This is a genomic window from Gordonia pseudamarae (assembly GCF_025273675.1).
In the GTDB taxonomy this organism is placed as follows: domain Bacteria; phylum Actinomycetota; class Actinomycetes; order Mycobacteriales; family Mycobacteriaceae; genus Gordonia; species Gordonia pseudamarae.
On record NZ_CP045809.1, the window covers coordinates 4314702 to 4328874 of the forward strand.

Sequence of the window (14173 nt, forward strand, 5' to 3'; positions counted from 1 at the left end):
GGCCCGGCCGGCGCAACTTTAGTTCCGGCTCACCTGCGCCGACCGCCACACGCCGACGGCGAACACGGCCAGGAAGATCACCGCGTAGTAGCCGATCGCGATGTTCTCGCCCCAGATGCCGTCCGGCATTCCCTGCATCTGCCCGGTGCTGTATTCGGCGTTGACGAACGGTGAATACCGGCGCACCCGCTCGGCCAGGTCGATGTCGGCGAACGCCAGAAACGCCTCCGTGCCCAGTTTCACGAACAGCATGAACGCCACCACGATGTAGGTGTGCCGCACGATCGCGACCATGCCCAGGCCCGCGGCGATCAGCAGAAGGGTGTACAGCGGTATCGACCACAGGAATCGCACCCCTTCGCCGGTGAACAGTCCGACATCGGACCATGATCCGGGGAACAGGTGCGGGAATACCCCGTTGATGAACACCACCCCGGCGGCGGTGGACAGTGCGCCGATCGTCCCGAAGACCACGAGTTTTGCGACCACTTGTGTCCATCTGGCGGGCTGGATGAAGCCGAACAGGTCCACGGTTTTGTTCTTGATTTCGGTGCCGTACGAATTGACCGCGGCGCACATCATGATGAACGTGGCGAAGAACAGCACCCAGTAGACGGAGTTGTCGGGGGTCATCGAATAGCCGCCGGGCAACTGCACCGCGTCGGGCCCGGCCTCGCGGTTGGTGTCGGCGATCATCTGGTTACCCGCGGCGATCACCCCGGTGACGAGCACCGGAATGATGATCGACAGCGGTACCGCGGCCCACAGGGTGCCACTGCGCCAGGTCAGTTTGGTCAGTTCGGCGCGAATCGCGTTACGCAGTCCCCACACCGGGCCACCGACCCTTCCCGCTGTACGAGACGAATTCGGAAGTCAGTGCGGTATAGGCAGATTCGAACCGCCGCGGCCCCTCTCCGAGTGCCAGCAGCTCGGCGACCGGGCCATCGAACAGGATCTGTCCACCACCCAGCACGATGACCCGTGACGCCGTCGCCTCCACCTCACCGAAGATGTGCGAGGCCACCAGGAAGCAGGTGCCGCGGGCGGTTTCCTCGGCCAGTAGCTCACGCATCCAGATGATGCCCTCGGCGTCGAGTCCGTTGAGCGGTTCGTCGAGCACCACCGTCCTCGGATCACCCAGCAACGCCGAGGCGAGGCCGACGCGTTGCAGCATGCCGTACGAGAAGGTGGTGAGTCGTTTGCCGCGGACCTCGTACAGGCCGACCCGGTCGAGTGCGGCGCGGGCGTCGGCGGTCCCCAGGCCGGCCGCTCTGGCCTGCCAGAGGATGTGCGTCCACGCCGTCAATGACCTGTCGACGGCGAACGCGTCGAGATTGACCCCGAGGTGCCGCTTGGCGTCGGCCCGCCACCGCAGGTTCAGCCCGTTGACAGTGACTGTTCCGGCGTCGGGCCGCAGACTGCCCGCGATCATCCGGAGCAGCGTCGTCTTCCCCGACCCGTTGGGGCCGACGAGGTAGGTCACCTCGCCGTCCGCGGCGGCGAAGTCGCACGACACGACACCACGACCGCCCGGGAAGTGCTTCTCGATACCCGTGCAGACGATCACGCGGACGCGCTACACCAGGTTCTTGCCGGGGCAGCTCGCGGACGTCCGGCACCAACGGATCACATCGTACTTCCAGCGGCCTTCATGCTTCTGCCAGAAGTACTTTTCGTCGAAGGAGCCGTAGCCCTTGGCCGTGGACTTGACCCGCATCGTGATCGTGGCGCCATTCTGTTGTGGCGTACCGGTAGACCAGGTGACATCGCCCTGCTTGTACGACCGTACGTACCGGAACCACACATCGATCACGGACTTGTACGTGCCGTTCGGGTCGTAGATGTTGGCGCGTTTGGGTCCGTCGGCCACATCCGGATTGTTCAGGGCGGCCATCTGCGCGAGAAGCTGCTGGGCGATGGGATGCTCCGAACGCACCCACAGTCCCTGCTCCCCCACTTTCGGAAGTGCCGATGCCGACGGCGCGGCCGCCAGCCCGAAGGCACCGATCATGGCGCAGGTGGTGATCAGCAGGGCAAGTCGTTTCATGGCGAGACCTTTCGGCGAGCGGACTCCTGTTAGGCAAGCCTAACGCGGACCCCACACAAGATATGCCCGCGCCACACGGTCCCGCAAGACCCACGACCCGTCGTCAGCCCCGCCTGCGCTGGCGGGAGAATTCGGCCAGCACCACGCCCGCGGCGACCGACGCGTTGAGGCTCTCCACGTCCCCGGCCATCGGGATCGACAGGATCGAGTCACAGTTCTCGCGCACCAGCCGCGATAGACCCTTACCCTCGGACCCGACGACGATCACGGTGGGCCCGGTGCCGTCGTAGTCGTCGAGAGTCACATCGCCGTCCGCGTCCAGACCCACCAGCTGCACGCCGGTCGACGCCCAATCCTTCAGCGTGCGAGTCAGATTGGTTGCCTGCGCAACGGGCAGCCGAGCCGCGGCTCCGGCGCTGGTACGCCACGCGACCGCGGTGACGCTGGCGCTGCGCCGCTGCGGGATCAGCACGCCGTGACCGCCGAACGCGGCCACCGACCGGATCACCGCGCCCAGGTTGCGCGGGTCGGTGATGTTGTCGAGGGCCACCAGTAGCGGCGGGGTGCCGCTGGCCTGCGCCTGCGCCATCAGATCGTCGGGATGGGTGTAGGTGTACTCCGGAACCTGCAGCGCCACACCCTGATGCAGACCGTTGGTGGAGATCCGGTCCAGTTCAGGCTTGGTGGCCTCCAGGATCGCGATGCTCTTGTCGGCGGCCAGTGCCACCGATTCGGACACCCGCTCGTCCGGGTCGGAGTTGACCGCGACGTACAACGCTGTCGCCGGGACTCCCGCCCGCAGGCATTCGAGCACCGGGTTGCGGCCGACCACATACTCCGGACCACCCTCGGCCTTGCGCGGATTGGAGCGTCCCGCAGCACGTTTCGCGGTGGCCGCCGCCCGCTTGTGGGCGGGGTGGTACGGCCGGTCCACGGCCTTCGGGGTGGCGCCGCGTCCTTCCAGACCACGTCGGCGCTGACCGCCGGAACCGGCGACCTGCCCCTTCTTGGTGCCCTCTTTGCGGATCGCTCCGCGCCGCTTCGAGTTTCCGGCCATCTACAGACTCCCCTCCAGGGTCGGCTCCTTGAGGGACCATCTGGCCCCGTCCGGGGTATCGGTCACCTCGATGCCCGCCCGGGTGAGCCGGTCGCGCACCGCGTCGGCCGTGGCCCAGTCCTTGTCGGCACGGGCCTGCGCCCGCCGATCGAGTTCGCTGCGAACCAACACATCGAGCGCCGCCGTGGCCGTCGAATCGTCACCGGCGCACACCCAGCGCTCGTCGAGCGGATCGACGCCGAGCACGCCGGTCATGGCACGCACCGACGACGCAGTCTGCGCGGCCGCGACGCCGTTGCCCGATTCGAGTTCGGTGTTGCCCTTGCGGACGGTGTTGTGCACGGCCGCCAGCGCCGCCGGCACCCCGAGGTCGTCGTCCAGGGCGGCGGCGAACTCCGCCGACACCTCACCGACCTTCACCTCGCCGACCCGCTCGGCCACCCGGTGCACGAACGACTCGATCCGCCGATAGCCCGCGGCTGCCTCGGCGAGTGCGCCGTCGGAGTATTCCAGCATCGACCGGTAGTGCGCGCTGCCCAGGTAGTAGCGCAGTTCGACGGGCCGAACCTTGCGCAGCATCGCCGGAATCGAGACCACATTGCCCAGGGATTTCGACATCTTCTCGCCGCCCATGGTGACCCAGCCGTTGTGCAGCCAGTAGTTGGCGAAGCCGTCGCCGGCCGCACGAGCCTGCGCGATCTCGTTCTCATGGTGAGGGAAGATGAGGTCCATTCCGCCGCAATGGATATCAAACTTGTCACCGAGCAGCGACGTAGCCATCGCCGAGCATTCCAGATGCCACCCGGGCCGGCCCGGACCCCACGGCGTCGGCCACGACGGCTCACCCGGCTTGGCCGCCTTCCACAGGGTGAAATCGCGTGGATCGCGTTTGCCGGTGCCGGCGCTCTCGCCCTGATGCACGTCCTCGAGGCGATGTCCGCTCAGCGCGCCGTAGTCGGGCAGACTACGCACGTCGAAGTACACGTTTCCGTCGGCGGCGTAGCCGTGACCGTTGTCGATGATCCGCTGCATGTACTCGACCATCTGCGTCACGAAGCCTGTGGCATGCGGTTCCGCGGAGGGCGGCAGCACCCCGAGCGCGTCGTAGGCGGAGGTGAACTCGCGCTCATGGGTGGCGGCCCATTCCCACCACGGCCGGCCGGCGTCGGCCGCCTTGCGCAGGATCTTGTCGTCGATGTCGGTCACGTTGCGCACGAACAGCACGTCGAGCCCCGAGTACGTCAGCCAGCGCCGCAGCACGTCGAAGGCGATACCGCTGCGCACATGACCGATATGCGGAACTCCCTGCACGGTTGCGCCACAGAGGTAGATCGACGCCAGTCCGTCGCGGCACGGCTCGAAAGCACGGACCTCCCGGGCAGCGGAATCAAAAAGGCGCAACGTCACGACGGGCCATCTTACCTGCTTGTCACCAGTGCGGTTGCCATCGCCGCCACGCCCTCACCGCGGCCCGTCATCCCCAGACCGTCGGTGGTGGTCGCCGACACCGACACCGGAGCACCCAGCGCCGCACCCAGAACCCGCTGGGCCTCCTCGCGCCGCGGACCGATCTTCGGCCGATTACCGATCACCTGCACGGCGCCGTTCACCACCGTCAGACCGGCCGCCGCGACGAGCGAGGCCACGTGCGCGAGCATCTCCACACCGCTCACGCCCGCCCATTCGGGGCGGCCCGTGCCGAACACCGAGCCCAGATCGCCCAGTCCGGCGGCCGACAGGACCGCGTCACACAGGGCATGTGCGCCGACGTCGCCGTCCGAATGTCCCTCGCAGCCCGGCTCACCCGGAAAATGCAGACCCACCATCCAGCAGTCCGCGCCCTTGTCGACGCGATGCGCGTCCGTCCCGATACCGACCCTCACAACATTCCCGCCTTCACCGGCAACACACCGTCACGACACCAGCATCCGGGCGATACGCAGATCCCACTGCGTGGTGATCTTGAAGCCCAGCGGATCACCGGGCACCACGGCCACCTCAATGCCGCATCGTTCGGCCAGGCCCGCGTCGTCGGTGGCCAGGCCCGCGTCGTCGGCGTGCGCCCGCAGCAGCGCGGCGCGGGTAAAACCCTGCGGGGTCGCAACCGCGCGCAGCGGCTCGCGGTCCACCGTTTCGGCGACCGACTCGGCGTCGGCACCCGGTAGGACACGTTTGAGAGTGTCCACCACCGGTAATCCCGGAACCACCGCCTCGTGCCCGGCGAGGACGGCGTCCACGACCCGCCCGAACACTTCCGGCGGGGTGAGCGGGCGAGCCGCGTCATGGACGAGAATCACGTCGGCCCCGGCGCACGCCTCCAGGCCCGCCCGTACCGATTCGCTGCGATGGGCTCCGCCCTCGACCACCGTCACCCCCGGCAACAGCTGACGGGTACGGGCGATGAGCCCGGCGGGCACGACCACCACCACAAATGCGTCGATCCCGGCGTCGATGATCCCGGAGACACAACGTTCCAGAATCGTCGAACCGCCGAGATCGACAAACGCTTTCGGGGAATCCTCCCCGAGCCGGACACCGGAACCGGCGGCCGGAACAATCACCGCCACCCGGGCGAAACCGCCCGGCTGTCCGGTCTCAGACACCGATTACTTCAGACACCGAGTTACTTCGGACACCGATCAGGAGGCCGCGGCCAGAACCTCGTCGAGAATGCTCGTCGCCTTCTCGTCGTCCGTGTTCTGCGCCAGCGACAACTCGTCCACGAGCACCCGGCGCGCACGCGTCAGAATGCTCTTCTCCCCCGCCGAAAGACCGCGGTCCTGCTCACGACGCCACAGGTCACGGACGATTTCGGCAACCTTGATGATGTCACCCGAGTTGAGCTTCTCCTGATTGGCCTTGAACCGACGCGCCCAGTTGGTGGGCTCCTCGGTGTGCGGGGCCCGCAGAACCTGGAAAACCTTGTCGAGACCCTCTTGACCCACGACGTCGCGAACACCGACATCCTGAAGCTTCGACGACGGGATCTGAACCGTCATGTCGCCATCGGCCACCTTGAGAACGAGATATTCGATCTGCTCACCCTTGATGGTCCGTGTCACGATGTCCGCAACACGAGCCGCACCGTGACGGGGATACACAACGGTGTCGCCAACTTTGAAATTCAATGTTCTATGCCCCTTTCGAGTGAGGCCAGTCTAACACGCCTGACTTCGGAGGCTTCGCCAACAGTGCAGGTCACGGCACTACAGCCATGCCGCACAGGCGGATTCACGCAGGTTTGCCATGGTCACATACCACCGTGATCCACACCACGCAAGTACTTGTTTCACACAGCCGCGACGGCGGTCCACAAACACAACTTGGCACCAATCTGCGACCCGGACGGACTTTCCCCGCACCCGCCCACTACGCTGCGTAGTGCAGAGTGTGCGCGTTCGCACGCCACCTTCATCTGAGGACCTTTGGAGGAACGGGTGTCACAGCTTCAAAACAGGACACGGCGTCTGATGACTGCCGGTGCGGTTGGTGCTTTCGGCCTGGCCATCGCGCTGGGCACCTCCGCCTGCGGCACAGGGCAGGTGTCACAGACCACCAGCCAGGAGCCCGCCGTCAACGGCGGCTCGGCCAAGATCGGCGCGCTCCTGATCCGCGACGTCACCTTCGTCTGGCCCGGCGACGACGCCGAGGCGGTCCACGAGGCGGGCGGCCCCTACGACATCAGCTTCCTCATCAGCAACCAGAGCTCCACCGTCGTCGACAAACTCGTGTCGATCACCCCGCCGCGGGGCACCGTCACCCTCACCGGCGATGCCACCGTGAACCCCGGCAAGGCGCTGCACGCGGGCACGCCCGACGGCCTGCTCACCGATGAGGGCTACGCCACCAAGACGGGCGCCCCGAGTTCGGCGGCGGCGACCTCCACCGCCGCGGCGCCCAGCAGCGCCGCACCCGAAGCCGACGAAGCCGACGAACGCCTCACGGCCACACTCACCGGCGCCGGCGACACCGTCCGCGCGGGCGTCAGCACCCAGCTGATCTTCACGTTCGAGAAGGCCGGCGAAGTGCGCATCCTGGTCCCCCTCAACGGCGGCGACCTCGCCCGTCAGGACAAGATCCGCCAGGCCGAGGCCGGGCACTAGAACCTTGTCGTAGCCGGTCATTAGGGTGGCCCCGTGGCCAAACCCAAGACCAGTTACACCTGCTCCGCATGCGGCTTCACACCGCCCAAGTGGGTCGGGCGCTGCCCCGGGTGCGGCGACTGGGGCACCATCGCCGAGGCCGGCCCCGCACCCACGTCGCGGTCGGCGGCGTCGGTGGCCCCGTCGAGCCCGGCGCGGCGGATCACCGACATCGACGCCACCACGTCGGTCGCCGTACCCACCGGAATCGGTGAGTTCGACAGGGTTCTCGGGTCGGGCGTGGTGCCCGGCTCGGTCATCCTGCTCGCGGGCGAGCCGGGTGTCGGCAAATCCACGTTGCTGCTGGAGACGGTCAAACACTGGGCGCGGCGCGGCAATACGGCGCTCTACATCACCGGTGAGGAATCGGCCGCGCAGGTGCGACTGCGCGCCGAGCGCACCGACGCCGTCCACGAGAACATCTTCCTCGCCTCCGAGACCGACCTGTCGACCATCCTCGGTCACGTCGACGCCGTCGCACCCACCCTGCTGATCGTCGACTCGGTACAGACGGTGGTCGCCGCCGGGGTCGACGGCGTCACCGGCGGCGTCACCCAGATACGCGCGGTCACAACCGCTCTGGTGTCTTTGGCCAAGAGCCGCGGTATCGCGGTGGTCCTGGTCGGCCACGTCACCAAGGACGGCAACCTGGCCGGCCCGCGCTCGCTGGAACACCTGGTCGACGTGGTGCTCTCGTTCGAGGGCGACAAGCATTCGACGCTCCGCATGATCCGCGGCATCAAGAACCGGTTCGGTGCGTCCGACGAGGTGGGCTGCTTCGAACAGCACGACGACGGCATCCACGAGGTACCCGATCCGTCGGGCATCTTCCTGCACCAGCGCGGCCCGGATATCTTCGGTTCGGTGACGATGGTGACCATGGACGGCAAACGAGCCCTGGTCGGCGAGGTACAGGCCCTGGCCAACGGCGACGACATGCACAATCCTCGGCGCGCGGTCTCCGGCCTCGATTCCCAGCGCATCGCGATGATCCTGGCCGTCCTGCAGGCCAACGGGCATCCGAAGGTCGGCAAGCAGGAGGTCTATGTGTCCACGGTCGGCGGCATGAAGGTCACCGAGCCGGCGGTCGATCTGGCCGCTGCCATGGCGGTGGCCTCCTTCGTCACACGGTCCCCGGTCCCCCAGGACACCGTCGTCATCGGCGAGCTCGGGCTGGCGGGCGAGGTGCGGCGGATCACGGGTATCGCCCGTCGGCTCACCGAGGCCAAACGCCTCGGTTTCGCCCGCGCCATCATCCCGGCGGGCACCGACGAGAAGCTTCCCGCCGGTATCCGGGTCGTACGGGTGGCCAACCTGGGCGAGGCGATCACCGCGGGCGGTGTCCGCGGAGGCGGCGGTCGGACCGCACCCCGTGCACACCTCGAGATCGCCGATGCCCCCTTCTGACCGGTCGCGGCCGGACCGGATACAACCCGCGCCCGAGCGAATCCGCGGGCAGATCTGGCGCAACGGTGCGGCCGTCGACGGATTCTCCCTCGACACGATCGAGCACTGCCTCGACGATCCGGAACTGCTGGTGTGGGCCGACCTGGAAAGCCCCTCGCACGCCACGCTGTCGCGGCTGGCGCACGAGCTGAAGCTGTCCCCGTTCGCCGTCGAGGACACTCTGGCGGCCGCCGAACGGGTCAAGACCGTCGCCTACGCCACCCACACCTTCCTCATGGTGTACGCGGTGTCACCGCGGTCGGCGGCGTCCGGCGACGACCGGGTAGCCGCGAACACGCCTGGGCCGCCGACGATATCCCGGCGCGCCGAATCGTTCGAACTGCACCGCATCTCGATATTCCTCAAGGGAAACACCCTCATCACCGTGCGCGGTGGACCCGGTTTCGACGTCGACGAACTGATGCGGCGGTGGGCGGACACCGGGGGCGAACAGTACGGGGTCGGGGCGTTGCTGCACGGACTGCTCGACCTGGTCGTCGACGGACATTTCGATGCCGTGCAGGTGCTCGATGACCAGATCGAGGAACTCGAAGAAATACTCTTCGCCGATGACGGCCGCGGCCGCGACCTGCAACGTCGCAGCTACAGCATCCGCCGCGACCTGGTGATCCTGCGCCGCGTGGTGCTGCCGATGCGCGAGGTGCTGGCAACCGTGCAGCGGCGGCGCATCGACAATCACGCACCGCCCGAACTCGACCCACACTTCTCGGACCTCTACGACCACGCCCTGCGCGCGGCGGAGTGGACCGAATCGTTGCGGGACATGATCGCGACCGTGTTCGAGACGAATCTGTCGTTGGCCGACGCCCGGCTCAACACCGTGATGAAGAAGCTCACCTCGTGGGCCGCGATCGTGGCGGTGCCCACCGCCATCACGGGCTTCTACGGGCAGAACGTGCCGTTTCCGGGGTTCTCCTCGACCATCGGCTTCATCGTCAGCTCCACACTGATCGTGGTCGCCGTCGCGGTGCTGTACGTGAGTTTCCGGCGCCGCGACTGGCTGTGACGCCTTGACGTCCTCGGGCGACCATGTGCCGTCAGGCAGAGCGGACATACACAATCGCACGTTACGAGGCAACCATGCCTGAGACCGTGCAGATTCGCGACATCGACGATGGTGTCTACGCCGTGCTCGTTCGCAGGGCGGCGAAGACGAGATCTCGGTTCCGGACTTGTTCCGTCGCCGGTGCGCGCGCGTGTACGTCACGGCGTGAAGTGCGGCCGGTACTCGTCGGCGGCGCGACTGTTCTCCACGTAGTCCGAAAAGTGTTCACGGCCTTTGATGGTCACGAACACCGCATGCGCAATGGCCAACGAGTCGTTCGGATCACCAAGATGGGCAACTGCTTTGGTGAAGATCTTGCGGCGCTGCACGCCGAGGAGTTCGGCGTGCAGGCGCACCGTCGATCCGACGGACACGGGTTTGCCGTAGTCGATCTCCAGGTGCACGGTCACGGCGTTGGCGCCGAGCAGTTTCGGGATCGCACCCATGACCTCGTCGAAGGCCGTCGACAGGATCCCGCCGTGGATGACCCCGGGACCGCCCTCCATCCACGGCGTCACCGCCATGTCCGCCCAGACGGTGAGGCCGTCTCCGGCGATCGTGCGCAGGTTCAGCCCGTGCGGCGCCCGCGAACCACACCCGTAACAGACCGGGTTGTGTTCGCCGACCGGTTCGCCCGGCGCGGCGGCCCGCGGGTGGCGGGTAGCGGTGTCGAGATCGGTGGGCACGACGAATTCACTTCTCATGGATGGTTAGGCTAGTTGCCGGACTCCGAAGGAGGTGGCACGCGGTGCCCGACACAGACAAGCACGGGAGCGGCCGGGATGCTTTGACGCGGGAGACGCTGGCCCGTGTCGCACCGGGCACCGGGCTGCGCGACGGCCTCGAGCGGATCCTGCGCGGCGGAACGGGCGCGCTCATCGTGCTCGGCCACGATTCGGCGGTCGAGAAGATCTGCGACGGTGGATTCCAGCTCGATGTCGAGTTCGCCCCGACACGGCTGCGCGAGCTGGCCAAGATGGACGGCGCGGTGGTGCTGTCGACCGACGGATCGCGGATCGTGCGCGCCAATGTGCAGTTGGTCCCCGATCCCTCGATCCCGACCGAAGAGTCCGGTACCCGCCATCGTGCGGCCGAACGCACCGCCGTGCAGACCGGTCACCCGGTGATCTCGGTGAGCGCGTCGATGTCGATCGTCAGCATCTACGTCGACGGGACCCGGCGGGTCGTCGACAGCCCCGACCCGATCCTCTCGCGCGCCAACGTCGCCCTGTCGACGCTCGAACGCTACAAGTCACGTCTCGACGAGGTGATCGCGGCGCTCTCCCGCGCCGAGATCGAGGACTACGTCCTGTTGCGCGATGCGATGTCGACGGCACAACGGATGGAGATGGTGCGCCGGGTCTCGGTGGAGATCGACGAGTACGTGCTTGAGCTCGGCGTCAACGGCCGGCAGGTGAGCCTGCAGTTGGAGGAGCTGATCCACGACAACGACACGATGCGCGAGTTGCTGGTACGCGACTATTACGCCAGCCCCGAACCGGCCACCATCGAGGAGGTACGGCAGGCGCTGGAAACCATCGAGGGCTTCTCCGACGCCGACCTGCTCGACCTGACGTTACTGGCCGGCGCATTCGGCTACCCCACCACCATCGACGCCCAGGACACCACGATGCGTCCGCGCGGATACCGACTGCTGGCGCGGATCTCGCGGCTGCAGTTCGCGCACGTCGACCGGCTCGTCCGCAGTTTCGGCTCGCTGCAGGCCCTGCTGGCCAGTTCGGCCGCCGACCTCCAGGCGGTCGAGGGCATCGGCTCGATCTGGGCCCGGTACATCCGCGAGGGCCTGTCCAGGCTGGCCGAATCGAGCATCGAGCGCTACGAGTAGCCCGGCCACCGGGCTCCGCGCGTCCAGGGTGTGTCTCCCAATTCCCTGTGCCGCCCTCGGCGGAGGAATTGGGAGACACACCCTAGCGGCTGGCCGGATTCACCACGTTGAAGGTGATCGGGGAGGATTCTTTCTCCCCGATCTTGCCGATGGCCTGGTACTGGCCCGCGGCCACGGGCACGCGGGGCTTGTTGCAGCCGGGGCTGCTGGTGGTGCCCGACCAGGTGATGGTGTCGCGTACCTGCTGGGCGGGTTTGAGTACCCGGTTGTCGGGGGTCTTGACCGGTGAGCAGTCGCGTGCGGTCCAGAGGGTGCGGGTGCCGTCGAGGGTGCGCACAATCACGTCCTGAGCCGATTTGCCCACATCGCGGGTGCATTCGCTCAAGCCCGCGTTGGTGACGACGATGGTGAACACCGGCTGGCTGCCGACGGTGTAGGTGGGCTTGTCGGTGTAGAGGACGACCGAGATGTTCTCGTCGGGACACAGGCCGGACGCGGGCACGGGCCCGGGTGTGGTGCTCGCGGTGGCCGACGGTTCGGCGCTGGGCGTCGTCGAGGTGTCGGCCGGTCCACCGGATGCGGCCCAACCGCCGGTACCGCCCCCGGTGACCCGTTCGTCGATGCTTTCATCGGCGGGTTCGGTGGTGGTCGGGGGTGGTGTCGATGACGAGGCGGAGGTCGATGACTCGGTGTTGCCGGGTGTGGAGTCGCCACCGCTGGTGGTCCACACGATCAGTCCGACGATGACGGCCACCACGGCGAGCGCGACGACTCCGGCGAGGATGCGTCGTCGCCAATAGACTTCAGGAGGCAGCGGCCCGTGCGGTTCGATCACCCCGCCCACGCTATCGGCCGCCCCCGATCACCGCGCTGACGTGACGCGGCGTGTCGAGTGTGAATTCGGGCAAAGACACTACACGGGCTCGATGGTGACCTCACCGATGTCACCGAACACGCCGCGGACATGGATCTTGCCCTGGTCCAGTTGATAGGTGAGGCCGACAATGGCGAGCTTGCCCGAGTTGACCCGATCGGCGATGATGCGGCTGCGCTGCATGAGGACACGACCGGTTTCGACGACATGCCGGGCCTCGAACTCGTCGACGCGGGTGAGACCTTCGCTGCGGCCGGCCAGGATGCTCGGTGCCACCTTCTCGACGACGTCGCGGATGTACCCGGTGGGCAGTTGGAGATCGTCGAGAGCGCTGAGAGTCGCGGCGATGGCTCCGCAACTGTCGTGGCCGAGGATGATGATGAGCGGTACGGACAGGACTTCGGGTCCGTATTCGAGTGACCCGAGCACTGCGGAGTCGATGACGTGTCCGGCGGTGCGGACGACGAACATGTCGCCCAGGCCCTGGTCGAAGATGATTTCGGCGGCGAGCCGGGAGTCGCCGCAACCGAAGAGCACGACGTGCGGGTATTGCCCGCCGACAAGCCGTTCCCGATCCTCGATACCCTGACTGGGATGTTGCGATTGTCCCGACACGAAACGTTCGTTGCCCGCTTTGAGCACTTGCCAGGCCGCTCTTGGGCTGAGTCCTTCGGTCATGTCAAGTAGTGTGCCACCGACCACTCTGCTGGGGTGGTTCGACGTCCATGAACGTGATCTGCCGTGGCGGGAGCCGGGGCGCAGCGGCTGGGAGATTCTGGTCAGCGAGATCATGTTGCAGCAGACCCCGGTGGCCAGGGTGCTGGGGCCCTGGTCGGAGTGGGTGCGGCGGTGGCCGACACCGTCGGCGATGGCCGCGGCGTCACCGGGCGAGGTGTTGCGGGCGTGGGGAAAACTCGGCTATCCACGCCGGGCGTTGCGGCTGCACGGTTGCGCCCAGGTGTTGGCCGCCGACTACGACGATATGGTTCCCGACGATGTGGCCACGCTGCTGGAGTTGCCGGGGATCGGCGACTACACGGCGCGGGCGGTGGCCTGTTTCGCCTATGGCCGGGCGGTTCCGGTCGTCGACACCAATGTGCGCCGGGTGATCGCACGCGCGGTGCACGGGCGGGCCGAACCGGGCAACCCGAGCAGGCGTGATCTCGACGACGCGGAGGTGTTGCTGCCGAGGTCGGCCGACGGCTCCTATTCGGCCGACGCGCCGCGGTTCTCGGCGGCGTTGATGGAGTTGGGCGCGCTGGTGTGCACGGCAAGGAATCCGGCGTGCGAAAACTGCCCGCTGACCGATTGCCGGTGGGTGCGCCGGGGCCGGCCGGCCCACACCGGCCCGGCGCGCACGGTGCAGAAGTTCGCGGGCACCGACCGCCAGGTGCGGGGGCTGTTGCTCGATGTGTTGCGCGGTTCTGCCGATCCGGTGCCACGGGGCAGCCTCGATGCCGTATGGACCACCGATGTGGCGCAACGCGATCGCGCACTGGATTCGTTGTTGTCGGACGGTCTGGTGGAGACCACCGGGTCGGGCCTGTTCTGTCTGGCCGGGGAAGCCGGTCCCGATCGGGAGGGCTAGCACGGACGTGGCCGGATTGCCCGTGGCCGCGTGTGCGCCGGGCAACGATCGAATGAATTGGTTTCCAGGGTTTACCCACCACCTCGCAAGTATTGATACTGTCGCGA

General features: G+C 67.3%; 16 protein-coding genes. 5 read left to right on the forward strand and 11 right to left on the reverse strand.

What is annotated here, in order from left to right:
* Window positions 1-18: 18 nt before the first annotated feature.
* The 8 genes from GII31_RS18835 to GII31_RS18870 form a co-directional block, all read right to left on the reverse strand.
* On the reverse strand, window positions 19-831 hold the full coding sequence (locus GII31_RS18835; protein ID WP_213244895.1) for a hypothetical protein: 813 nt from the start codon (window positions 829-831) through the stop codon (window positions 19-21).
* The gene (locus GII31_RS18840) at window positions 815-1567 is read right to left on the reverse strand and encodes an ABC transporter ATP-binding protein (protein WP_213244896.1); all 753 of its coding nucleotides are present in this window, start codon (window positions 1565-1567) and stop codon (window positions 815-817) included. The genes GII31_RS18835 and GII31_RS18840 overlap by 17 nt, the downstream gene beginning before the upstream one ends.
* A 9-nt stretch (window positions 1568-1576) precedes the next feature.
* On the reverse strand, window positions 1577-2047 hold the full coding sequence (locus GII31_RS18845) for a hypothetical protein (RefSeq protein WP_213244897.1): 471 nt from the start codon (window positions 2045-2047) through the stop codon (window positions 1577-1579).
* A gap of 103 nt (window positions 2048-2150) precedes the next feature.
* The gene (rlmB, locus tag GII31_RS18850; RefSeq protein ID WP_213244898.1) at window positions 2151-3104 is read right to left on the reverse strand and encodes a 23S rRNA (guanosine(2251)-2'-O)-methyltransferase RlmB; all 954 of its coding nucleotides are present in this window, start codon (window positions 3102-3104) and stop codon (window positions 2151-2153) included.
* Window positions 3105-4511, reverse strand: coding sequence for a cysteine--tRNA ligase (cysS, locus tag GII31_RS18855; protein WP_213244899.1), 1407 nt, complete (start codon window positions 4509-4511; stop codon window positions 3105-3107).
* A gap of 11 nt (window positions 4512-4522) precedes the next feature.
* Window positions 4523-4987, reverse strand: coding sequence for a 2-C-methyl-D-erythritol 2,4-cyclodiphosphate synthase (gene ispF, locus GII31_RS18860; RefSeq protein ID WP_213244900.1), 465 nt, complete (start codon window positions 4985-4987; stop codon window positions 4523-4525).
* Window positions 4988-5017: 30 nt separating this feature from the next.
* Complete coding sequence (ispD, locus tag GII31_RS18865; protein WP_213244901.1) at window positions 5018-5707, reverse strand: 2-C-methyl-D-erythritol 4-phosphate cytidylyltransferase; 690 nt, start codon at window positions 5705-5707, stop codon at window positions 5018-5020.
* Between the two features lie 36 nt (window positions 5708-5743).
* Entirely contained in the window at window positions 5744-6232 is a 489-nt protein-coding gene (locus tag GII31_RS18870; protein ID WP_005191554.1) for a CarD family transcriptional regulator, read from the reverse strand.
* Between the two features lie 342 nt (window positions 6233-6574).
* On the opposite strand from GII31_RS18870, the gene GII31_RS18875 reads away from it, so the two are divergent.
* The 3 genes from GII31_RS18875 to GII31_RS18885 are packed head-to-tail and all read left to right on the forward strand — an operon-like array spanning window position 6575 to window position 9719.
* Window positions 6575-7207 carry a hypothetical protein gene (locus tag GII31_RS18875; protein WP_213244902.1) on the forward strand — a complete coding sequence of 211 codons (633 nt, stop codon included), beginning with the start codon at window positions 6575-6577 and terminating at the stop codon, window positions 7205-7207.
* A 33-nt stretch (window positions 7208-7240) separates the two neighbouring features.
* Complete coding sequence (gene radA / locus GII31_RS18880) at window positions 7241-8653, forward strand: DNA repair protein RadA (RefSeq protein ID WP_213244903.1); 1413 nt, start codon at window positions 7241-7243, stop codon at window positions 8651-8653.
* Entirely contained in the window at window positions 8640-9719 is a 1080-nt protein-coding gene (locus GII31_RS18885) for a magnesium transporter CorA family protein (protein WP_213244904.1), read from the forward strand. The genes radA and GII31_RS18885 overlap by 14 nt, the downstream gene beginning before the upstream one ends.
* A 197-nt stretch (window positions 9720-9916) precedes the next feature.
* On the opposite strand, the gene GII31_RS18890 is transcribed toward GII31_RS18885, so the two are convergent.
* Window positions 9917-10462 carry a PaaI family thioesterase gene (locus GII31_RS18890; protein WP_213244905.1) on the reverse strand — a complete coding sequence of 182 codons (546 nt, stop codon included), beginning with the start codon at window positions 10460-10462 and terminating at the stop codon, window positions 9917-9919.
* 44 nt (window positions 10463-10506) lie between these two features.
* On the opposite strand from GII31_RS18890, the gene disA reads away from it, so the two are divergent.
* Complete coding sequence (gene disA, locus GII31_RS18895; protein ID WP_213244906.1) at window positions 10507-11604, forward strand: DNA integrity scanning diadenylate cyclase DisA; 1098 nt, start codon at window positions 10507-10509, stop codon at window positions 11602-11604.
* An 82-nt stretch (window positions 11605-11686) separates the two neighbouring features.
* Here disA and GII31_RS18900 read toward each other — a convergent pair whose 3' ends face one another.
* Together GII31_RS18900 and GII31_RS18905 are read right to left on the reverse strand one after the other, a co-directional pair.
* Window positions 11687-12439 carry a hypothetical protein gene (locus tag GII31_RS18900; protein WP_213244907.1) on the reverse strand — a complete coding sequence of 251 codons (753 nt, stop codon included), beginning with the start codon at window positions 12437-12439 and terminating at the stop codon, window positions 11687-11689.
* A 78-nt stretch (window positions 12440-12517) separates the two neighbouring features.
* Window positions 12518-13156 carry a carbonic anhydrase gene (locus GII31_RS18905; protein WP_213244908.1) on the reverse strand — a complete coding sequence of 213 codons (639 nt, stop codon included), beginning with the start codon at window positions 13154-13156 and terminating at the stop codon, window positions 12518-12520.
* On the opposite strand from GII31_RS18905, the gene GII31_RS18910 reads away from it, so the two are divergent.
* A complete protein-coding gene (locus GII31_RS18910; RefSeq protein WP_213244909.1) occupies window positions 13155-14066 on the forward strand; it encodes an HhH-GPD family protein in 912 nt (303 codons plus the stop codon). The two genes, GII31_RS18905 and GII31_RS18910, sit on opposite strands and share 2 nt — an antisense overlap.
* Window positions 14067-14173 lie beyond the last annotated feature (107 nt).